We start from the raw sequence: 21,329 nt of genomic DNA on the forward strand, positions 1-21,329 counted from the left end.
ACGTTTCAAACGATGTTCACCACAACTATCATATAAAACATATATTCACATCGTAAAAATGAAAAGATACTTACAAGGAACACTAATAGCTCTATTATTGTTGCCCTTATCGGCATGGGCACACGAAGGAATGTGGCTTCCTTCACTACTACAACAACTTAACGAAGAAGATATGCAGGCCAATGGCTTTAAATTGACTGCAGAAGATATCTATTCAGTAAACAAATCAAGTATGAAAGATGCTGTGGTTTGGTTTGGAAGAGGTTGTACTGGTGAAGTCGTTTCTGACAAAGGCCTTATTCTTACTAACCACCACTGTGGTTATGGACAAATTCAATCACACTCTTCAGTAGAAAAAGATTTATTGACAGAAGGTTTTGCAGCTCAATCGTTTGGTGAAGAGCTTCCTAACCCTGGTTTAACAGTTTCTTTCGTTGTTAGAATTGACGATGTTACTTCAAAAGTTCTAAATGGAGTAACTGATGGTATGAAAGAAGATGACCGTCAGAAAGTAATTGCAGAAAACATTAAGAAAGTAGGTGATGCTGCTGTAAAAGGTACACACTATGATTACCAAATCAAGCCTTTCTTCTATGGTAACGAATACTACATGTTTACTATGGAAACTTTCTCAGATATCCGTTTGGTATTTGCTCCTCCTTCATCGGTAGGTAAATTCGGTGGAGATACAGATAACTGGGTATGGCCTCGTCATACAGGTGACTTCTCTATTTTCCGTATTTATGCTGGAAAAGATGGTAAACCTGCAGAGTACTCTGAGGACAATGTTCCTTTCACACCAAGATACCACTTCCCTATCTCTTTAAACGGAGTGAAGGCAGATGATTTCACTATGGTTTATGGATTCCCTGGTAGAACACAGCAATACTTACCTTCGGAAGGAGTAGATTATACAGTAAACAAATCTAATCCTATCAAAATTGCAATGAGAGAAAAGACGATCGCAATTTTAGATAAGAACATGAAAGCGGATGATGCGGTAAGAATCAAATACTCTGCGAAGAAAGCAAGAGTAGCTAATGCTTACAAAAAATGGATTGGTGAAAGTAAAGGTTTAGAGCGTTTAAATGCTATCGATAAAAAAGAAGAGCAAGAAAAAATGTTCGCCGATGCTGTAAAGAACAAACCTGAGTATGCTGGTTTGTTAGAGAAGTTTGAAAAGCAATTTGCTGCCGTTGAGAAATATCAATTGGCAAGAGATTTATACATCGAAGAGTTGTACTACGGTCCTGAGATCTTACGTTTCTCTTTAGGTTTTAACGAGCTTAAAAAATATGAAGCAGGTACGCCTGAATTCATTGCTACGGTTTCAAAGTTGAAAAGTGCGGCAAAAGGTTTCTTTAAAAACTACGATAAAGGAACAGATCAAGAAATCTTTGTTTCTGCCTCTTCATTATATTCTGATGCTATCGATCCATCTTTCTTACCTGACGCGTTTAAAACTGCTAAAGAGAAAGGTAACTTTGATAAATTAGCTGCATCTGTTTACAAGAAAAGTATTTTCTGTAATGAAGAGAAATTGATGGCATTACTTAATGGAAACGAGAGTGCTATTTTAGGTAAAGTAAAAAAGGACCCTGCTTTTGTTTTAGCTAATGATATTTACGAGATCTTCAATAATAAAGTGGTATTTGAATACAAAACACTTTCTGAAGAAATCAATTTATCAATGAGAACTTACGTAAAGGCTTTAAGAGAAGTATTCCCTAACCGAGAGTATGTTGCTAATAACAAAGGAGCTAGTAAGAAATACTGGTCAGATGCCAACTCAACTTTAAGAGTTACATATGGTAAAATTGAAGGTTCTGAACCAAGAGATGGTGTTGAATTCAAACATTATACGACTCTAGAAGGTGTAATGGAGAAAAGATTACAAGACGTACCAAAGACTCATGAATTCTATGTACACCAAAAATTGATCGACCTTTACAACAAGAAAGATTACGGTCAATACGGTGAAGATGGAAAAATGATCGTTTGTATTACAGGCTCTAACCATACCACTGGTGGTAACTCGGGTTCTCCTGTTATCAATGCAGAAGGTCAGTTGATCGGTATCAACTTCGATAGAACTTGGGAATCGACCATGTCAGATTTGATGTTCGATCCAGTAAAATGTAGAAATATTATCGTTGATATTCGCTATGTATTATTTATCGTTGATAAATATGGTGAATGTCCTCGTTTAATTGAAGAAATGAATTTAGTGAAAAACTAATTTTTATTTCTGATAATAAAAAAGCCTTCAACTATGATTAGTTGGAGGCTTTTTTTTTCACTTGGATTTTATAATCACAAATGAATATCAAATTATCTTTTTGATGAAAAACTAAGACTCTAACCCTAAACGGTCTGAAATCTCTTCTATTGCTTCTTCTTCATCTTCGCAAACGCCATCAGAAGCATCTGCAAATAAATGAAGGATTTCCAGCACATCATCTTTTTCTATATCGTTTTCATTCAGATAGATCGCCAAAGTATCCAAAAACGGATCTTTCCATTTATCTAATGTTTTCACTAGGTACTCCAATTCTTGGAAATACAGTTTTTGAAGATTTTCTAATTCACTTCTTGTCAAATCGCTTTTATAGGCATCTGACATAAATTTAGAGAGGTACTTTACAAATACCCACTCTTCATCGTCTACTACTCCGTCAGAAGCAACAATTAAAAGACATGGAAAGTACATTAGAAGCGTATTAAACTTTTCTTCTGTAATTTCTATATTATTAGCATCAGTATATTCTTTATATAACTGATTTATAGCTGAATTCGCACTCATTGTTAAAAAATAGTTTCAATGTCAGTTAATGTGATTACAATTAATTAGCACATTCGCTCATGGTATTGTAATTTAGCTGATTATAGACAAATAATTATACGATGAGCGGTATTATTTTAGCTATAGAGTCGTCATGTGACGAAACTTCAGCTTCAGTAGTAAGTCACGGTAACGTGCTTAGTAATATAGTTTCCACGCAAGAAGTACACCAAAAATACGGAGGTGTGGTTCCGGAGTTAGCCTCGAGGGCACATCAAAAGAATATTTTACCAGTTGTTAGCGAAGCTTTAAAAGAGGCCAAAATCGAAAAATCGGATTTGGATGCGGTAGCTTTTACAAAAGGTCCAGGACTTTTAGGAGCCTTACTAGTCGGTGCTTCTTTTGCCAAAGGTATGGCCATGTCATTAGATATTCCTTTGATTGGTGTAAACCATATGCAAGCACACATTCTTGCTCATTTTATTGATGATCCTAAACCTCAGTTTCCCTTCTTGTGTCTTACTGTAAGTGGAGGACACACCCAATTAGTCGTAGTGAAATCGCCATTAGAAATGGAAGTTGTAGGAGAAACTATAGATGATGCTGTAGGCGAAGCCTTCGATAAAACAGCAAAGATTATGGGGTTAGATTATCCAGGAGGGCCATTAATTGATAAGTATGCTAAAGATGGAGACCCACTTAAATTTGAATTCCCTAATGTAAATATTCCGGATTATAATTTTTCGTTCAGTGGCATTAAAACCGCTTTCTTGAATTTTATGCGAAAAGAAAGTCAGAAGAATGAAAACTTCATTGAAGAAAACAAAGCAGATATTTGCGCAAGTATTCAGCATACCCTCATCAAGATTTTGATGAAGAAGTTGATTAAAGCATCAAAGGAATTAAATATTAAAGAAATTGGAATTGCTGGTGGAGTTTCTGCAAATTCATCACTTAGAAATACTATATTAGAAGAGGGAAAGAAAAGAGGATGGAATGTCTTTATTCCTGATTTCGAACATTGCACAGATAATGCTGCTATGATTGCTATGGCTGCCCATTATCAGTTCGAAGGAAACGACTTTGAAGCATTAAGCACCTCTCCAAATCCTAGAATGAAGTTTACAGGAACTAACGAATAACTTTTATGGGAGTCTTTATAGTTATATTCGCTTTTGCTGCCGCTATAGGTTTAGGTGTTTTTTTGAATCTTAACTCAAAAAAATCTCAACCTATAATTCCAGCTGTGAATACATTAACAGATGCAGATGTTATTGCCTTGGCAAAAAAAAATCACGAAGGAATTAGTGTAGCTGCTTTATGTTTACAAGCGAAAGTAAGTGCAAAAGAAGCAAGGAATAAATTAGAAGAACTCAGACAAGAAGGTATTCTTTATTTAAATGTAGATGAGGAGGGCAACGAAAAATTTAAAATAAGCGATACTTCATTACTTGATTAATATTTATTCACATTTATTTAACTAAACTGAATACGTATTCATCTATATTGCTAATACTAATTAACGCTAGAAACATCTTTAGTTCAGTAAAGAAAATGAAATAGATAGAGACCGTTCCCTTTGTGGAAACGGTCTCTTTATTTTTACGCCTACAGATATAAAAAATCAAAGTTTATTAAATTTTCAACTCTTGATTTTAATTCTACGTTACTCCTTTTTTTAATTCAAATGCTTTACCATATTTGCACTATGGAAACAATACTAGCATTCATTACTTGGGATGTCAATCCTGAAATATTTCCAAGTATATCTTGGTTACCGGTTAGATGGTACGGTCTTTTATTCTCTCTTGGATTTTTGATCGGTACTTATATCATGGCTAAAATCTTTGTTCGCGAAAACAGACCAGAATCTGATGCCGACGCTATCTTGTTATATATGGTTGTCGCTACTGTAATTGGTGCACGTCTAGGTCACGTGGTATTCTACCAGCCAGATTACTATTTTACACCAGCTCATTTTATTGAAATCTTCCAAGTATGGAAGGGTGGGTTAGCTTCACATGGTGGTGCTATCGGTATCATCATCGCATTGTATTATTACGCTAAAAAACGTCCAGATCAACCTTGGTTATGGATTTTAGATAGAATCGTCATTCCAGTAGCTTTAGCAGGATGTTTTATCCGTTTTGGTAACTTAATGAACTCTGAGATTGTTGGTAAGCCAGCAGAAGTTGCATGGGCATTTATCTTTACAAGGTTGGATAATATTCCAAGACACCCTGCTCAGCTTTACGAATCGCTTACTTACTTAGGTATCTTCTTTATTTTAGGTGGTATCTACAAAAAACAAGGTCCTGCTTTACCACAGGGTAGATTATTCGGTCTTTTCCTTGTTTTAGTATTCGGTATGCGTTTCGTTTGGGAATTCTTTAAAGAAAACCAAGTTGGTTTTGAACAAGGCATGGAATTCAATATGGGACAATTATTAAGTATCCCTGCCGTCTTAGGTGGTTTGTACTTTATTTGGAGATCAACTACTCCAGCTGCAGCCCCTCCTCCATTCCCGGAAAAGAATCCTAACCTAAATAAGGATAAAAAATAAATTCAAGAAAGCCTGTCATTTAGATAGGCTTTTTTTAATTTAAATGAAATTTAAAATAACACATATGATTGCCAAAACTCCAACTCCTCCCTACTATGCAGTTATCTTCACAAGTATCAGAACTGAAGTTCAAGAAGGTTATGAAGTGACTGCTGATTTAATGGTAGAAATAGCACAACAGCAAGAAGGATTTTTAGGAATGGAAAGTGCCCGAGATGGAATCGGAATCACTGTATCTTATTGGAAAGATTTAGAATCGATCAGAAAATGGAAAGCGAATAGCGATCATTTAACTGCTCAAAAAATGGGAAGAGAGAAGTGGTATGAGGGGTATACGACGAGGATTGCGAGGGTGGAGAGGGAGTACTCGTTTTAGCAGGTAGCAGGTAGCAAAATTAACGCTCGTTTTTTAGGTAATAAGTAATAACTAATAGGTAAGGGTGTGTTTAAACTGGCGTAGATGTTAAGCGACATCGGCATTTGTGCCTTAAACGCTAGAGGTCTCCTGATCTCGTTTTTTAAAAACTAAGGAACTAAGGAACTAAGGAAAGTTACTTTGTTGAGGTAAAAAACGTATCAAAAGCCCATGGATTTTTTCATGAGGACAGAAACTTAAGGTAAGAGGTAAAAGGGAAAATTTGATAAATGTTATTTTATCAGATGATTAAATTTTTAAAATGTAACCAACATCGTGTTGATAACTTTTTATTTTTATCTGTTTTTAGAAAAGAAAGTTATCCACATTTTGGGGATTTGATCACATTTATAAAAAAATAGATGTGAATAAAATGCGGGTTGCTATACATACTTAAGGCTCATAAATGGAAAAATCCTTTTATGAGCCTTATTTATGTTGATAAGTTTTCAAAAATGGGGCTTACGCTTCCACTTCTTCATAATCACTTACTGGAATACATGAACAAACTAAGTTTCTGTCGCCAAACGCACTGTCGATACGACGTACTGTTGGCCAGAACTTGTTGGCTTGTACGTATGGAAGTGGATAAACTGCTTTCTCTCTTGAGTAAGGAAGCGTCCACTCACCTGTGATTGTCATTTCCTGAGTATGAGGTGCATTTTTCAATACGTTCTCTACCGGATCTGCTTGACCATCGATGACCTCTTGAATTTCCTTACGGATTTCAATCATTGCATCACAGAATTGATCCAATTCCGCTTTGCTTTCTGATTCAGTTGGTTCGATCATCAATGTACCTGGTACAGGGAATGATACTGTTGGTGCATGGTATCCGTAGTCCATCAAACGCTTAGCGATATCTTCAACTTCGATACCTGCTGGCTTGAATTGACGACAATCTACAATCATCTCGTGAGCGTTTCTGCCATTTGCACCTACATACAATACTGGGTAATGCTCTTTCAATCTGATTTGCATATAATTCGCATTCAAGATCGCTGTTTTTGTAGCATTCGTTAATCCTTCTGCCCCCATCATTGCGATGTAAGCATAAGAGATTGGAAGAATACTTGCAGAACCCCAAGGTGCTGCCGATACAGCTGAAGAGGCTTTTTCTCCAACATTGTTATCGATTACTGCGTGACCCGGTAAGTAAGGAGCAAGATCTGCAACTACACCAATTGGACCAACACCAGGACCACCACCACCGTGAGGGATACAGAATGTTTTATGTAAGTTCAAGTGACAAACGTCAGCGCCGATATTAGCAGGTGAAGTTAAACCTACTTGAGCATTCATGTTTGCACCATCCATATATACACGTCCACCATTATCGTGAATGATTTGGCAGATCTCAATTACTGATTCTTCGAATACACCGTGAGTTGATGGATAAGTAATCATCAATGAAGATAAGTTTTCTGAGTGATGCTCAGCTTTTGCTTTTAAATCTTCAACATCGATGTTACCTGCTTCATCACATTTTACGATCACTACTTTCATACCTGCCATTACTGCAGATGCTGGGTTCGTACCGTGTGCAGATGAAGGAATGATGGCAATATTTCTATGGCTATCACCATTGGCTTCGTGATAAGCACGGATAGTCAATAGACCTGCATACTCACCATTTGCTCCAGAGTTTGGTTGTAATGACATTGCATCAAAACCAGTGATTTCACATAACCAAGCTTCTAAGTTTTTGAAGATCTCTTGGTATCCTTGTGCTTGCTCTTTTGGTGCAAACGGGTGGATCGATCCAAACTCAGGCCATGTTACAGGAATCATTTCAGCTGTAGCATTCAATTTCATTGTACAAGATCCCAATGAAATCATTGAGTGTACCAACGAAAGGTCTTTGTTTTCCAAACGCTTTAGGTAACGTAACATTTCATGTTCCGCATGGTATTGACTAAATACTGGATGCGTCAAGAAATCAGATTCACGTTGTAAATCAGCAGGAATAGAAACATTCACATCGTTTGCTAACGCTTCTACATCTACAGCTTCATTTAAACCAAGTGCGTCTTGGAAGATATTTACAATATCAACTACGTGAGAAACATCCGTTTGTTGGTTCATTGATAGGCCAATGTTACCATCCTCGAAGTAACGGAAGTTCGTCGTACGCTCTTCAGCTAAAATCTTGATTGCTTTTGCTTGAAGAGGTGTTGTATTGATTCTTACAGTTTCGAAATAATCTTTATTGACTACTTCAAGACCAATTTTTTCAATTGATGTTGCCAAAAGGTTTGCCATTCCGTGTGTACGGTAAGCAATTGTTTTTAAACCTTCCGGACCATGGTAGATAGCATATGCAGCAGCCATCACACCTAATAATACTTGTGCAGTACAGATGTTTGATGTTGCACGCTCACGCTTAATGTGTTGCTCACGTGTTTGCAATGCCATTCTGTAGGCTTCGTTACCATCTTTATCTTTAGAGATACCAATGATACGGCCAGGAATTTGACGTTTGTAAGCATCTCTAGTCGCTAGGAAACCTGCGTGAGGTCCACCGTATCCCATAGGAACACCAAAACGTTGTGCAGAACCAACTACTGCGTCTGCATCCATTTTACCTGGCTCTTTTAGTACTGTTAATGCTAAAAGATCCGATGCCATTGCTACCAATACTCCATTTTCGTGAGCTGAAGCAATAAAGTCAGTATAGTCAGAGATAGCTCCATTTGTATCTGGGTATTGAACCAATACACCAAATAAAGTTGGGTCTGTTACATCTAAATCTGCAACATTACCTATTACCAAGTCGACTCCGATAGGAGTACAACGTGTTTTTAATAAATCAAGTGTTTGAGGATGACAAGTATCTGCTGCAAAGAATTTATTGGCTTGCTTTTTCTTAGCACCTTTTCTAGCTCCATGGAACATATGTACCACTTCACCTGCTGCTGTAGCTTCATCTAATAGAGAAGCGTTGGCCAATTCCATTCCTGTAAGATCTGTCACCATAGTTTGGAAATTTAAAAGCATTTCCAATCTGCCTTGCGCAATCTCTGCTTGGTATGGAGTATAAGCAGTGTACCATCCCGGGTTTTCCATGATATTACGCAAAATTACCGGAGGGGTAATTGTATTGTAATATCCCATACCAATATAAGAACGATAGATCTTATTCTTCTCTGCAATTGTTTTGAATTGACGTAAGAATTGGTATTCCGTTAAAGGTTGAGGAAGTTCTAAAGGTTTCTTTAGACGGATTTTCTCAGGGACAGTTTGAGCGATTAATTCATCAATATCTGATACCCCTAAAGCGGATAACATCTCCTCGATTTGAGTATGGTTGGGCGCGTTGTGCCTTGCCTCAAATCTCTCGAAATTGTTTAAATCAATTTTCATCGACTATGGTTGTGTTGTGGTAATTTTGAACGAGCATATTGAAGGTTATCGAAGGAGTGGTAAATTATTCCCGCACCCTCCCTATCAAATGCTGCGGCAAATATAATTAACTTTGATTATTAAATAAACCTTACTAATTATTTGTGAAAATAATTTTCAGATAAGACTTCATATTTTGAATATAATAACATAATTAAAGTATCTGTTTGGTAACTGTTTAAGTGAATAAATTTTCATTTTAAGTGAAATGAGCGAAATACTTACATATGTTGAATCTTTTGGATAAAATAATGAACACAATGTATTAAATTGCCTTTAATTCAGTTTGATAATCAATTAATTATATCGAAATTTAAATAAAGTACAATTTTAGAAATGTAAGGCTTTGCATTTCGGATGACGAACCAAGTTACCCCACTAATGAAAACGAGTACACTGACTATACTGCTTACTATTTGTTACTTAAATTGTTTTGCACAATGTAAAACAAATCAGGCTATTGAATTCTTTAATTACAATACAGTTAACAATCTCTACCTAGAAATTGATTCTACAGATTACAATCAATTTGTCTCTATGTCTTTAAAACCAAACCAATTAGTGTTTGGCCAACTGAAAGTTGAAAATCAAGGAAAAAAGGAATCTTATTGTGGAATTAGTTTTCATATTAACGATCAAGTAGAGGATAGTAATTACAAAAAATCCATTAAAATAAATTTTGGTCAGCATACCGATCAGTTAAAAGGCATATATCTCGAAGCCATAAATAATGATCCTACTTTATCAAGAAAAAAATTGATGAATAAACTCTTGGTTGATTTGGATATACCAACACCAAGAATGTCGCACACCAATTTATATATCAATAATCAATTTATCGGCTTATACCTCTTAACCGAACCAATTGATGAACGCTTTTTACATCATCAATTTGATACAAACGATGGAGTACTTTACAATGCTCACTTTGGGGCCGACTTAATGAATGATCCAAATTCATATTTAGATGATAAAGTATATCACCTTTATTCGGGACATGACTTTCATAACAACTCACTTCATTCCTTCTTAGACAGTATAAATCTATTACATCATACTGAATTTAAAGCTTACATTGAAAAACATTTTGATACAGAGACTTTCATCAAAACATTAGCAGTTGAGATACTCTGTGGACACTGGAATAACTACGCATACAACAAAAACAACTTCAGTTTATATCAACATCCTAAAACAAAGAAATGGACTTACATCCCTAAAGGATACAACAACACTTTTGGTATAAACTATGTTTCTAATCGAATTGATTGGGCGGTTAGAGACGTAAACCATTGGCTAGATCCTTATGAGGCTCGTTTATTAGTCAGTAAAATTTTAGAAGATCCTGATTACAGAAATCAGTTCAACATTTTTATTCACCAATACATCAAGACGACATTTAATACCAAAGTATTATCACCTTATCTGAACCATCAGAAAGAAATTTTACTCCCGTATGTCGAAAACGATTATCTCTACTGTATGGAGTATGGTTGGACAGAAACTGATTTTATTCTCTCTTTTGAACATCAAACAAACAATCATATTGATCATGGTTTAAAAGAATTTATTGATGTTCGAAGTCGTTCTGCTTTAAAACAGGTGATATTACCTACAGAAAACGATTTATCATCACATTGGATCAAAACCATTCAATACCTACCAGAACCTGATAAAAATGTCGTTTGGATGACCATGAACGATATGAACTATAAACGTTGCATGGTGACTGTTGTAAACGATAAAGGAAAAACAGTTAAACGATTCATTTATTCTCCTGCAGCATCAATAAAAGTGGAGTACGATAAATTCTCAAAAGGCACTTATTTTTTAAATACTGAGATTGAAAATATTAAAGGAAGTTGGGTGAATTTGCCAAATGTTTTAGTAACCAATTAAACTTTAGTATAATTCTAAAACTCAAACTAAAAGTTAAACTTCATATTAAACCTCCCCCATTTAGGGTAAAGTGGTGGAAATGTGTTTTCTGGCTGATAATTATGGCGATCCCAATGGTATTCGAAGGCACCAATTCTATGGGTTAATACCACCCCTACAGATAAAGTATGTATTAATTTAGGTATTTGATGATACTCAATTACATAGGGTGATTCCTCAAAAGGAATTAAGCTTCCTTGCATTTCCCCAGAATAGACATTTAACATCCCTCCAGAGACAAATTTGATATAGGCCTGTGTTATCTTGAAATTTCGAGAAAGCCAACTCTCTGCAGACTGTTCCCTTAAGGTTTCATCCTGTGACCACATACCACTATTGTATTTCATTTTAGCATATTTGGTCTCTTTTAGCTTATAAAAACTACTTGTATTTTCTTTTTTACTCCAAGGTCTTTCACCATTTACAAAGTGATTATTAAACAAGCCGATTCTTAATTGAATACTCCCTTCAGCAGAAATATCCATTGTTCCAACTGTGGCTCTAAGTATCAAAAAGTTTTCGACAAAAGGTAATACAGATACAAAGTCCTGTTTGTAAATCACTGTATAATTAAGTAGTAATCCATTCCCTATTTGGTTCTTCCATCCGTTAATGGCTCCATTACCTATTGCACTGTGAAATTTATTCTGGAAAAAATCTGCTCCTGCTATTTCACCAACAACACCAATATCAAGATAGGTCTCTAAAATATATCCATGAGATGGAGAAAAGGACTCTCTACCTAATCTTAAGAATGTTTGCCCACAAAATGGAATATCTGTAGAATCTACTTCCGTTTGTTCAACATTTTTGGGAGTGTACATTCGATGAGCAAAACTTACTGTATAAAGATCGTGACTATCTTTTGCTTTTAAAGTTAAAGCCCTTGTGAATTTATTATCCAACCCTTTCCAACCTGCTGTGATGGCTGTTCCAAAACTATAAAATTGATCTGTACTCTTTAAAAGAAATAGATCCTCATCCACTGTGAGGTTAAAATAAAAGGGAGACTTCTCTTTATCTTTCTTCTTTTCTTGAGCATGAGTATTTTTCACTTGCAATGAGAAAAAAGTGATAAGAATTAAGCATTTGAAATAGATGAACTTCGAATTCAAAAGAGAATAGATTAGAGTAAATAGAATTGATTTTTTGTTGTTAACTAAATTAATAAAATAATTTAAGATTATTCTCATTTCAATCAACATCAAGAACTATCTGATTACTTCTACCTAATAATTTGATAAACAAAAAGTACAGAGGTAATAAAAAACTGATTATCAATGTTTAATAATATCATATCCAAGTTTAAACATCAGATTCTAGCACTATACACAGTTATTGTATTGATATTCAAAGATTTATTAAGTGTAATATTGACATTAACATTTGATAATCTCTTATTTGTAAACTCAACACATGTAACTGTCTGTTTCTAAATCTATTACCAACTAATTCAACTCTAACTCAATCACTTATTATGAAAATTATCAAGGCAACAAAAGAAACACATTATCAAGAATTTTTAAATCATTGTCCTCACCAATCAGTAAGCAAGGAGTATTTAAAAAAGAACATCACTTACATTCTCGTATTTAAAGGGGAAGTGGCTGGTGGTTATGTTTTTGGTAACACCTATCCTTATCGTTATACCGAACACATTACGGATAAAATCGATAAACAGAAAATGCTTCATTTTACAGCATACAATAACGTAACTGAAATTACGTGTATGTGGATAAAACCTGAGCTTAAAAAATCTTACGTTAGTAAATTCATGTGGGCTTCGATAGGCTATAAAGGCTATTTTGGAAATGCAGAATACTATTTATTTGGCACTAAGTCTAAAAAGTTTGCCAAAGTCTTGAATTTCCCAATGAGTACTAAACGTCTTATGAGTAGCAATACAGATGACAGAAAAAAGTATCATTTCTTTATTGCTGATAGAAAAAAGACTATTCTTGGTGCATTTGAAATATTAATGGGATTATTTATCAAGAAGCCAAATCAAGAATTAATTAGCGAATAATTATATATATCAAATTTTAATTTACACCTCAGATTATTAGTATGGACGTTGTTTTTCAACGTCCATACTGTTTATACATATGTATGATTTAGAAAGGTAACACTCTAGATACCTCATCTTTATATTTTTTAAATGCCTCGGGACGGTTTTTCATCATTTGTGCATCTTTTAATGGTATTGAAGCAAACATGAACATTGCCCACATTCCTACTGAACCTAGTGCAGCATACCACGGAGCGTTATATGCATAAGCCATAATTGCTAATCCAAACCAAAACATCATCTCTCCTAAATAATTCGGATTTCTTGATTTCCCCCAAATTCCTGTTCTTAAAATATCCGATTTTTGTGGATTGCTTCTTTTTCTAAACTTATCCAATTCGTTATCGGCTAAAAGCTCGAATATTCCTCCGATAAATGACATAAGGGCACCAATGTAGAAATAAAAGGGTAATTGTTTCATTCCTACAAATAAGCTTTTGTAATCAAAAACATAGGTCATTCCCCAAAAAGAAAGGAATACAATGACTGTTGGATAAAAGTGTAAGGCTAAAAAATTAATAGGCTCAAACCCCTTTCCGAATTTGTTTCTGAAATTTTCGTATCTAAAATCTTCATGATGCCATCCCGGCCATCCTCTTGCCCAACTTAATGTTAAACGCCAAGACCAGAAACTAATGACAAAAGCAGCGGACCATTGAGGTAATTTCCAATGTCCTCCACCTAGATAGAAATAAAAACCCACCAATAAATAGAAAGGAATCACGGACCAATAGGCATCATAAGTACTGGTGTTTTTTTTGATTACAGAAAAAATGTAACAGACTACTGTCATTACAACATCTGCTATGAACATATTCCATATTCTATTACCAACATCAATATATTCGTAGCTCAGGACACCAGAAATGCCTATAATAATGTAGATGATGGTTATTTCAACTAACGCCTTTTGTTTGCTTGTCATGATATACGCTTAAGATTATAGTCTGAAAAAGCTTGGTATCTATCCGTTAACCAAGGATATTTTAATAGGTCTTCCGGTTGAGCAGACCATTCAATTTTTGCAAATTTACTCACGATACCTTCAGCATGTTTATCTTCGTCGTGAGTAGGAACAATTACTTTGGGCTGAATTAGTTCACAAAGTTTCTCTACACTTTCTATTCCGGGGGATACGACACCACCTAAGAAGAATGGCAATTTGTATAGATTAAATGGTGTGAACATCAAAGAACAACTTGGTACGTTACCCAAAGATGATAGGTGTTGTTCATCTAAACTAAAACCATGTGATAATAGATAAACACTTTCATTTTCTGAGCACAGCACATAGCCATCATAAATAGGATCTATCGCTCTTCGAGTTGGTAAAAAATGGATATCAATATTGTTTATAGAAATTTTAGATTGATGTTTATCCAATCCAATAAATTCAGCATTTGGTAGGGTCTTTTTTATCTCTTTCTGAATTGATTTAGGACCTATTACCTTCTTTGGTTGTAACTTTTCTAGGGTAACTTGATGTAAATGATCAGGATATTTTTGTGTAATCAATACAGCATCAAAAGATGGTACTTTACCATAATCTAACGGAGGCGTTCTATGCCATTGTTTATTGAACCAAGAAAAGTAATCTATTTCAACCCCTTCCAACCAAGGGTCAATCAGAAGTTTCAATCCTTCAAACTCTAAAAACCAAGAGTTATCCATATTGAGCCGCTGTAAATTAATCATATAAAGAGAGTCCGAGTAAATTATTGATCATTAAAGATCAATCATCAGTTTAAATTATGTTTCAAAAGTATAACGTTATACCTATTACATTGTTTGATCTGATATGGTAAATTTTGCTTTGTTACTTTTAAAAACAGTACCATCTTTTAATATGAGTTCAAAAGTTATATCTCCATTTGTAAAAGCTACATATTCTAACAATTTAAGCTTAAATGAAGGTTGAGGTGTTATAAGCAAGTGTTGAAGTCCACCTGTTTCAATCCAATCTGATTTTGTTCTATATCCCTTATCTGGATTGTAAACATCAGTGATAAAGAATAAATCAGAAAGGTCCTCTCCTGCAATCCTACCATCTACATCTTCAGAATAAATGATTTTATAATCCTCGATTTCTTGTTCAAGAATAAAATTTGGCCCTGGAGAGGCATAAGCTTGTTGTATAAAAAAGTAATTATTCACTTTTTGGTGATCTTCCATAACAGATCCAACCGCTTCACCATTTACCAACATATTTAATCGTATATTGATTATTGCTTCTTGATAATTTTCAGATTGATGATCTCGTAAATAATGCCACTCTTCGTTGTGAAAGACAACCTTACCTGACATAATTTCTATATTATTAATTTCTAAGTGTTCATCCCAACCAGGACCACAACCTGGATCACCTGGAATAATTCCACAAGCTGCAATGATAATAAAATGAAAGAGAGAAAGAATGAGAGCACGTTTTAATAGTTGTTTCATAGTTTTTATCCGTTAGTTAATCACCTGAATTTCCTTTAGTTTTTATGAGTAATATATTTTAAACTTCAGATGAATGAAAATGAAAGTTATTAAAATTCGGGTACGATCGCAAACATGATCCCGTATTTTCTACTCGCAGTTTCCTGATAAGTAGCTCTGTATAAAAACATCACTTTCACCATTCTAAAAATATTCTCTATCCCACCTCCTACTTCTACATAAGGTACCGATGGGTCTAAACTTCCAAATGTCGGATCGTCTTTATCCCATGGATTTACATTGGCAGCTAAGTTCTCATCAGAAACTCCTCCCCATAGTAAATTGGTAATCCCAAACGTTTTGATGTTCCACTTTTTCACTAAAGGAATACGATTCATAAATAAACCTTCGAAGTGATGAAACATCCGGATACTTCCGTAAGCATCCGACATAAACTCCCCAAAGCCCATCAAGTTATAACTCGATCGATCATAGATGTATCTTAAATTATTTCCTCTATGTACAAATAATAAAGGGAAGGGAACTGTTGAAGGAGTCCATCCTGCAGAGGCAACGTAATCTAATCTACCAATTGCTCCTAACTTGAAACGATGACTAATACTCATACTTACTTTATGATAGCTGTCCGTTGCATTCAACACATTGGGTAAACCTCTACTATAATTTATTGATATATACGGCAGCTTTCCATTAGCCGCTATATACCGATTTAAATGTCGGCTTGTTACATATTTTTTTCCAAAATCGAAGATGATAGACCCTCCAATTTCAGAAGTAGTAATTTGATTAAAAATGAGAGAATCTGTCGTTGGTGTCGTAAAGTAGTTTTCGTCTTTATAAGTAAAGGAACCTCTTAATTGAATCCCTTCAGCGATATAACTTCCTCCTGTTATTTTGTATTCATCTAAAATGTAAGGATTACTATAAGTCCCCCACAATTGCTGAAACCATAAATAAGGATCTTGCCCAGGGTAAGTTATCCCTGCCCCTAGTCGTTGAAGAGAATGTTGTGCCCTTGCATAAAGAAAAGTCCAATTTTCTTGATCAATAACATATTTCCCCATCACACCCCATTTCCATTTCTGATCTTTAGTGCCATAAGCAATGTGCCCACCCATCACAAAGTTCTTATTCCATTGTGTATTGGTTATTCCTCCAACTTGTAAATGATGCCCTTCCACATCATTTTGTGCATATAGGGCTAATAAAGAACCAAAGTCAAAACCTCCCATTCGATAGTAACCTGTCACGGCCATATCAATTAATTTGGCGGTAGTTTTTACCTCACCCATCGTTTTTACGGTATCGATCATGGCAAAAATACTACTGTCTTGAGGTGTTGTTATCAACTCTTGGTCATCAGACAAAAAAGTATTCTGAGTACTAATATCCACTTGAAATTTACTCCACTTTTCATTCAACTTCCCTCCTACATACATTCTAATTTTCTGTTCGGAAGGCAGCCAAACTTGGGAAGAGTCTATGGGTGCTAGTTTTTGTTCAACATGAATACTATCGATAAAGTTGATTGGAGAAGAACGGCCAATATCAGCAGTGATCTTTTTTATTGCAAAATTCTTTTCATCATCAGTCACCCAAATAGTACCGCCAAAAGTCATGTCGTTTTCCCGTCTTGGAGTATATGTGATTCTGTAACACCAATCATTATCTACCTTTTCAAAGGTCTGTAATTCATAATCAAAATAATTCTTGAAAGTAGGATTTAAAGGGGATACAAAATCGTAGTTTAAAAACCTCATCCAATGTTGATAAAAATTGATGGTGGTCTTTTCAGGGTCCAATCCTTCTTTAAATTGTTGTTCGAATTCAGGACCTAAAAACGCTTCTTTATAGCTTGTGACCTCTCTTTCTTCGGAGATTCCATTGTAAAGTATTTCTGATGAAGAATGTGATGCATACACTGGAACAATCGGTATTCCTTTTTTATCCTTCTCCAAAGTTCCCACCGCCTGCATTTTTGAAATGGCCTTATTGACTAATTTCCTTTCAAAGAATGATGAATCTAAATCAGCAAAATAGATATGTGTATAAATATTCGATTGATAAGTATAGTCTTTTGATTTTTTGAAATTATGCAAATCTGCGTTTTTCATAGCCAATCTGATAATTTCCCAAGCTGGATTTTCGTAACCTCTTCTACCGACTACCACTTCCTCCAATTGTTGGGTAGTACTTGATAAAACAATAAGCTGTTCTTTAGACAGGTCAATCGTATCTGTTTGAATATAGATAGATTTATACCCTAAGCAGCCAATCTCAATACGACCGTTATTAGTCATATTTAAATCAAATAATCCCTTTTCATTTGTAGTAGTTCCTTCTTCTTTTTCCGCTACTTTGATGTGTGCAAAAGGCACAGGTCTCAAAGAGGTTGCATCAATTATTTTACCATAAAACTTGGATGGATTTTGGGCGACAATAGAACTGCCGATAAGAAGAAATAATATGAAGAATATTGACTTCAAATAGTAAAATTTAAAAGGTTTGATATTAGAAAGATAATACAAAATATTTTTCAAAAAAACTCTTAGCACACCAATCGTAAGTAGAGGTAAATGAAATTATTATAGGGATTTAAAAGGTTTCAATAAAGCATGAAGTTTATATTCTCTTAATATTATTTTGTTATCAATGGTTAAGTTTTAACAATAGGTAAAATACTGTTTACATTTAATTATTTTTAACGTAAAAAATACATTTACTATAAAAACTGCCTTCACTTTATCGAAATCCTAACTAAGCTAATAACACTGTACTTCGAATAACATTTACTCAAATTTGTTACACAATATTTTATAAGTGCATTTGTATCAAATTTTAACAATTTTGCGTAAGAATACGAGACTTGTAATCAGCTTTTAATGTTACAAGATATAAATAAATACCACTATCAATCAGACTTATGAAAAGCTTAAATATCATTTTCCTCTCACTATTTCTGTTAGTGTTTACCTACATAAATGCACAAGAAATCCCATTAAACCCTGATGTTAAAAAAGGTACATTATCTAATGGTATGACCTACTATATTCAAAAGAATGACAAGCCTGCCAATGAGGTTCAATTTCGTTTAATTATTAAAGCAGGATCAATACTAGAAGACGAGGACCAAAGAGGATTTGCTCACTTTTTGGAACATATGGCATTTAACGGTTCAGAACATTTTCCTGGAAACAGTTTGATTGATTATTTCCAATCGATTGGTGTTCAATTTGGAGGTGATATTAACGCTTATACTGGCTATGATGAAACAGTGTATATGTTGCCTGTTCCCAATTCAGAAAAGGAAACATTAGACAAAGCATTTTACTTCTTCGGCGATATTTTGGGAGGTTTAAGTTTAAACAAAAAAGATATTGATGAGGAAAGAGGTATCATTCACGAAGAATGGAGAACAACTACTGGTTTAGGCGACCGTACGCGTGATAAAATGTATCCTCTATTGTATTTCAAATCAAGATACAACGAACGTTTACCTATTGGATTGATGGATGAAGTGGTATTGAACGTAGGTAACGAAGAGGCATTAAGAAGATTTTATAAAGATTGGTACCGTCCAGATTTAGCTACCTTATTGGTTGTTGGTGATATTGACGAGTCGGAAATTGAACAAAGAATAAAAGATACTTTTGGTGGTAAAACAAATCCAGTAAACGAAAGAGAAAGAGTTTACTATTCAGTAGAAAACCACCCGAATACTTTGATTGGTAAAATGGTGGATGAAGAAATTACTTCAACATCTGCGATGATTATCAACAAAATGCCGAAACAAAAAGAAGAGACATTAGAAGATCTAAAAACAAGTGTAGCTAACATTCTTTACACTTACATGATCAACCAACGTCTTCAAGAAGTGGCTAAAACGAAAGATGCTCCTTTTATGTTTGCCTCTTCCTATAAAGCAGGAGGATCAGGTGATAAGGATAGATACATGTCTAATGTTTCTGTAAAATCTGGTCAAGTACTTGAAGGTCTGAAAGGGATTTTAAACGAATTATACCGTGCCAAAAAATTTGGTTTCTCTCAAGCTGAATTTGAAAGAAAAAGAGCTATTCTCGCAAAAGATTTAAAAACTGAAGCGATGGAGCAAAGTTCTTTAAAATCTTCTCAATACATCGGCAATTTGATGAGTCACGTGATCTATGGTTCAGAATATACTTCAGCAGAATTTAAAAATGATTATCTGGATAAAGTCATCAAGGAAATTACTGTTGAGGATATAGAAGCTTTAGCACAACAATACATTCAAAACAGTCCTGAAAACAGAGTGGTATTTATCAACGCTCCTAAAGGTGAAAAAATACCATCTGATGAAGAAATTTTAGAGGCGATCAATAGCATCGATTATGCATCACTTACTCCTTACCAATCTGAAGAAGTAGATGGACCATTAATGGAAAAAGAGCCTGTTGCTGGTAAAGTAATTTCAACAACAAAAGATGAAGTTTTGGGTACTACAACGCTAACGTATGAAAACGGTGCTGTGGTAGTCATCAAACCTACAACATTCAAAAACGATGAAATCCAGTTTAGTGGGGCTCGAGATGGTGGTTATTCTTTAGCATCAGACGAGCAATTTAATAATGCTTCTCTTGCTGCTTCATTAGTAGAACTTGGTGGTTTAGGCAAATACAATAAGCAACAATTAGAAAAGCTTATTGGCGACAAACAAGCGACTGTAAGTACAAACATTAATCGTTATAGCGAGACTGTTGGAGGTAAATCTACTGTAGAAGATTTCGAGACAATGATGCAGTTAACCTACATGAAATTTACTGCTCCAAGAAAAGATAAAGAACAGTTTGATCTATATATTTCGAATAAGAAAGAATACAACAAAAACCGTTTGAATGATCCTGATTCCTACTTTGCAGATGTGATCAACAAAACGATGTTTAACAACCACCCTAGAGTGGCTACATTGTTGACTCAAGATCAAATTGATGCACTTAACTTAGATGATGCTTATGACTTCTACACCTCAAGATTTAGCTCTGTAAGAGGGATGCATTTTGTCTTTGTAGGAAATATTGATTTAGCTACTGCACAGCCATTATTGGATAAATACATTGGTGGATTACCTGGTGGTGAGATTGTTCATAACTATCGTGACAACGGCCTTAGAGTACCTAAAACCAAAACAGTCATTGATGTAGCCAAAAGCAAATCAGAAAAAACGAAAGTGATTATCCGTTATCAAGGTAAATACCCTACAGGTCAAGATAATCGCATTAAAATTGAGCTGTTAGGTGATGTAGCCACCATCCGTTTAACGAAAAAATTAAGAGAAGAATTAGGTGGTACCTACTCTCCTTTTGCCTATGGTCGTGTGATTGAACAACCTAACAATGAGTTCCAATTCAACATTGTATTCACCTGTGCACCTGATCAAGCGGATACTTTACAACAAGTTGCTTTACAAATAGTAGACGATTTGAAAAAAGAAGTGAAAGCAGAAGACTTGGATAAGGTGAAGAAAACAGCCGTAAATCACCGCGAAAAAGCTCTAGAAAGAAATAATTACTGGGTGGCTTTGTTACAAAATGCTAACGAACGCAACGAAGGAGCTTCAGAATATGTAAAATATGTAAAAGAGATTAATGAGGTTTCTCAAAAAGATCTTCAAAAAGCTGCTTCGAAATATTTAAAAAATAACAAGGTATTCATCTTCACTCTAAGTCCAGAGAAGACGAAATAA

At 34.8% G+C, this 21,329-nt stretch carries 15 protein-coding genes; 8 read left to right on the top strand and 7 right to left on the bottom strand.

Going from position 1 to position 21,329, the window contains the following annotated elements:
• Positions 1-58 precede the first annotated feature (58 nt).
• Complete coding sequence (locus KMW28_RS15825; RefSeq protein WP_169662668.1) at positions 59-2,239, top strand: S46 family peptidase; 2,181 nt, start codon at positions 59-61, stop codon at positions 2,237-2,239.
• A 111-nt stretch (positions 2,240-2,350) separates the two neighbouring features.
• Here the strand turns inward: KMW28_RS15825 and KMW28_RS15830 are convergent, their stop codons facing one another.
• On the bottom strand, positions 2,351-2,803 hold the full coding sequence (locus KMW28_RS15830; RefSeq protein WP_066204764.1) for a hypothetical protein: 453 nt from the start codon (positions 2,801-2,803) through the stop codon (positions 2,351-2,353).
• A 101-nt stretch (positions 2,804-2,904) separates the two neighbouring features.
• Here KMW28_RS15830 and tsaD point away from each other — a divergent pair, with 101 nt between their 5' ends.
• The 4 genes from tsaD (at position 2,905) to KMW28_RS15850 (ending at position 5,721) form a co-directional block, all read left to right on the top strand.
• Positions 2,905-3,924 (top strand): tRNA (adenosine(37)-N6)-threonylcarbamoyltransferase complex transferase subunit TsaD, encoded by a 1,020-nt coding sequence (tsaD, locus tag KMW28_RS15835; RefSeq protein WP_169662669.1) that lies wholly within the window; start codon positions 2,905-2,907, stop codon positions 3,922-3,924.
• Between the two features lie 5 nt (positions 3,925-3,929).
• Positions 3,930-4,241 carry a hypothetical protein gene (locus KMW28_RS15840; protein WP_066204756.1) on the top strand — a complete coding sequence of 104 codons (312 nt, stop codon included), beginning with the start codon at positions 3,930-3,932 and terminating at the stop codon, positions 4,239-4,241.
• Between the two features lie 249 nt (positions 4,242-4,490).
• A complete protein-coding gene (gene lgt / locus KMW28_RS15845) occupies positions 4,491-5,345 on the top strand; it encodes a prolipoprotein diacylglyceryl transferase (protein ID WP_169662670.1) in 855 nt (284 codons plus the stop codon).
• 64 nt (positions 5,346-5,409) lie between these two features.
• Positions 5,410-5,721 carry an antibiotic biosynthesis monooxygenase family protein gene (locus KMW28_RS15850; protein WP_169663010.1) on the top strand — a complete coding sequence of 104 codons (312 nt, stop codon included), beginning with the start codon at positions 5,410-5,412 and terminating at the stop codon, positions 5,719-5,721.
• A 501-nt stretch (positions 5,722-6,222) separates the two neighbouring features.
• Here KMW28_RS15850 and gcvP read toward each other — a convergent pair.
• Positions 6,223-9,123, bottom strand: a complete 2,901-nt coding sequence (gene gcvP, locus KMW28_RS15855) for an aminomethyl-transferring glycine dehydrogenase (RefSeq protein ID WP_169662671.1) — start codon at positions 9,121-9,123, stop codon at positions 6,223-6,225.
• A 420-nt stretch (positions 9,124-9,543) separates the two neighbouring features.
• Between gcvP and KMW28_RS15860 the strand changes: the two genes are divergently transcribed.
• Entirely contained in the window at positions 9,544-11,061 is a 1,518-nt protein-coding gene (locus KMW28_RS15860) for a CotH kinase family protein (protein ID WP_169662672.1), read from the top strand.
• A 26-nt stretch (positions 11,062-11,087) separates the two neighbouring features.
• On the opposite strand, the gene KMW28_RS15865 is transcribed toward KMW28_RS15860, so the two are convergent.
• A complete protein-coding gene (locus KMW28_RS15865; protein ID WP_369074734.1) occupies positions 11,088-12,305 on the bottom strand; it encodes a lipid A-modifier LpxR family protein in 1,218 nt (405 codons plus the stop codon).
• A 272-nt stretch (positions 12,306-12,577) separates the two neighbouring features.
• Here KMW28_RS15865 and KMW28_RS15870 point away from each other — a divergent pair, with 272 nt between their 5' ends.
• Entirely contained in the window at positions 12,578-13,126 is a 549-nt protein-coding gene (locus KMW28_RS15870) for a hypothetical protein (RefSeq protein ID WP_169662674.1), read from the top strand.
• Positions 13,127-13,214: 88 nt separating this feature from the next.
• Here KMW28_RS15870 and KMW28_RS15875 read toward each other — a convergent pair whose 3' ends face one another.
• From KMW28_RS15875 to KMW28_RS15890, 4 genes are all read right to left on the bottom strand, one after another.
• Complete coding sequence (locus KMW28_RS15875; protein ID WP_169662675.1) at positions 13,215-14,093, bottom strand: DUF1295 domain-containing protein; 879 nt, start codon at positions 14,091-14,093, stop codon at positions 13,215-13,217.
• Positions 14,090-14,839: an MBL fold metallo-hydrolase gene (locus tag KMW28_RS15880; RefSeq protein WP_169662676.1), complete on the bottom strand. Its 750-nt coding sequence runs from the start codon at positions 14,837-14,839 to the stop codon at positions 14,090-14,092. Before KMW28_RS15880 ends, KMW28_RS15875 begins: the two co-directional genes overlap by 4 nt.
• Before the next feature lie 108 nt (positions 14,840-14,947).
• On the bottom strand, positions 14,948-15,610 hold the full coding sequence (locus KMW28_RS15885; RefSeq protein WP_169662677.1) for a hypothetical protein: 663 nt from the start codon (positions 15,608-15,610) through the stop codon (positions 14,948-14,950).
• Between the two features lie 89 nt (positions 15,611-15,699).
• Entirely contained in the window at positions 15,700-18,096 is a 2,397-nt protein-coding gene (locus KMW28_RS15890; RefSeq protein WP_169662678.1) for a DUF5686 and carboxypeptidase-like regulatory domain-containing protein, read from the bottom strand.
• A gap of 437 nt (positions 18,097-18,533) precedes the next feature.
• Between KMW28_RS15890 and KMW28_RS15895 the strand changes: the two genes are divergently transcribed.
• Positions 18,534-21,329 carry a M16 family metallopeptidase gene (locus tag KMW28_RS15895; protein WP_169662679.1) on the top strand — a complete coding sequence of 932 codons (2,796 nt, stop codon included), beginning with the start codon at positions 18,534-18,536 and terminating at the stop codon, positions 21,327-21,329.

Source organism: Flammeovirga yaeyamensis (assembly GCF_018736045.1).
Classification (GTDB): Bacteria; Bacteroidota; Bacteroidia; order Cytophagales; family Flammeovirgaceae; genus Flammeovirga; species Flammeovirga yaeyamensis.

What these genes read in the sequence shown, in the direction of transcription:
- KMW28_RS15865 (WP_369074734.1), bottom strand. Translation starts at nt 12,305, where the DNA reads ATGTTGATTGAAATGAGAATAATCTTAAATTATTTTATTAATTTAGTT.
- KMW28_RS15885 (WP_169662677.1), bottom strand. Translation starts at nt 15,610, where the DNA reads ATGAAACAACTATTAAAACGTGCTCTCATTCTTTCTCTCTTTCATTTT.
- KMW28_RS15870 (WP_169662674.1), top strand. Translation starts at nt 12,578, where the DNA reads ATGAAAATTATCAAGGCAACAAAAGAAACACATTATCAAGAATTTTTA.
- tsaD (WP_169662669.1), top strand. Translation starts at nt 2,905, where the DNA reads ATGAGCGGTATTATTTTAGCTATAGAGTCGTCATGTGACGAAACTTCA.
- KMW28_RS15880 (WP_169662676.1), bottom strand. Translation starts at nt 14,839, where the DNA reads ATGGATAACTCTTGGTTTTTAGAGTTTGAAGGATTGAAACTTCTGATT.
- KMW28_RS15860 (WP_169662672.1), top strand. Translation starts at nt 9,544, where the DNA reads ATGAAAACGAGTACACTGACTATACTGCTTACTATTTGTTACTTAAAT.
- KMW28_RS15840 (WP_066204756.1), top strand. Translation starts at nt 3,930, where the DNA reads ATGGGAGTCTTTATAGTTATATTCGCTTTTGCTGCCGCTATAGGTTTA.
- KMW28_RS15830 (WP_066204764.1), bottom strand. Translation starts at nt 2,803, where the DNA reads ATGAGTGCGAATTCAGCTATAAATCAGTTATATAAAGAATATACTGAT.
- KMW28_RS15850 (WP_169663010.1), top strand. Translation starts at nt 5,410, where the DNA reads ATGATTGCCAAAACTCCAACTCCTCCCTACTATGCAGTTATCTTCACA.
- lgt (WP_169662670.1), top strand. Translation starts at nt 4,491, where the DNA reads ATGGAAACAATACTAGCATTCATTACTTGGGATGTCAATCCTGAAATA.
- KMW28_RS15875 (WP_169662675.1), bottom strand. Translation starts at nt 14,093, where the DNA reads ATGACAAGCAAACAAAAGGCGTTAGTTGAAATAACCATCATCTACATT.
- KMW28_RS15825 (WP_169662668.1), top strand. Translation starts at nt 59, where the DNA reads ATGAAAAGATACTTACAAGGAACACTAATAGCTCTATTATTGTTGCCC.
- gcvP (WP_169662671.1), bottom strand. Translation starts at nt 9,123, where the DNA reads ATGAAAATTGATTTAAACAATTTCGAGAGATTTGAGGCAAGGCACAAC.
- KMW28_RS15895 (WP_169662679.1), top strand. Translation starts at nt 18,534, where the DNA reads ATGAAAAGCTTAAATATCATTTTCCTCTCACTATTTCTGTTAGTGTTT.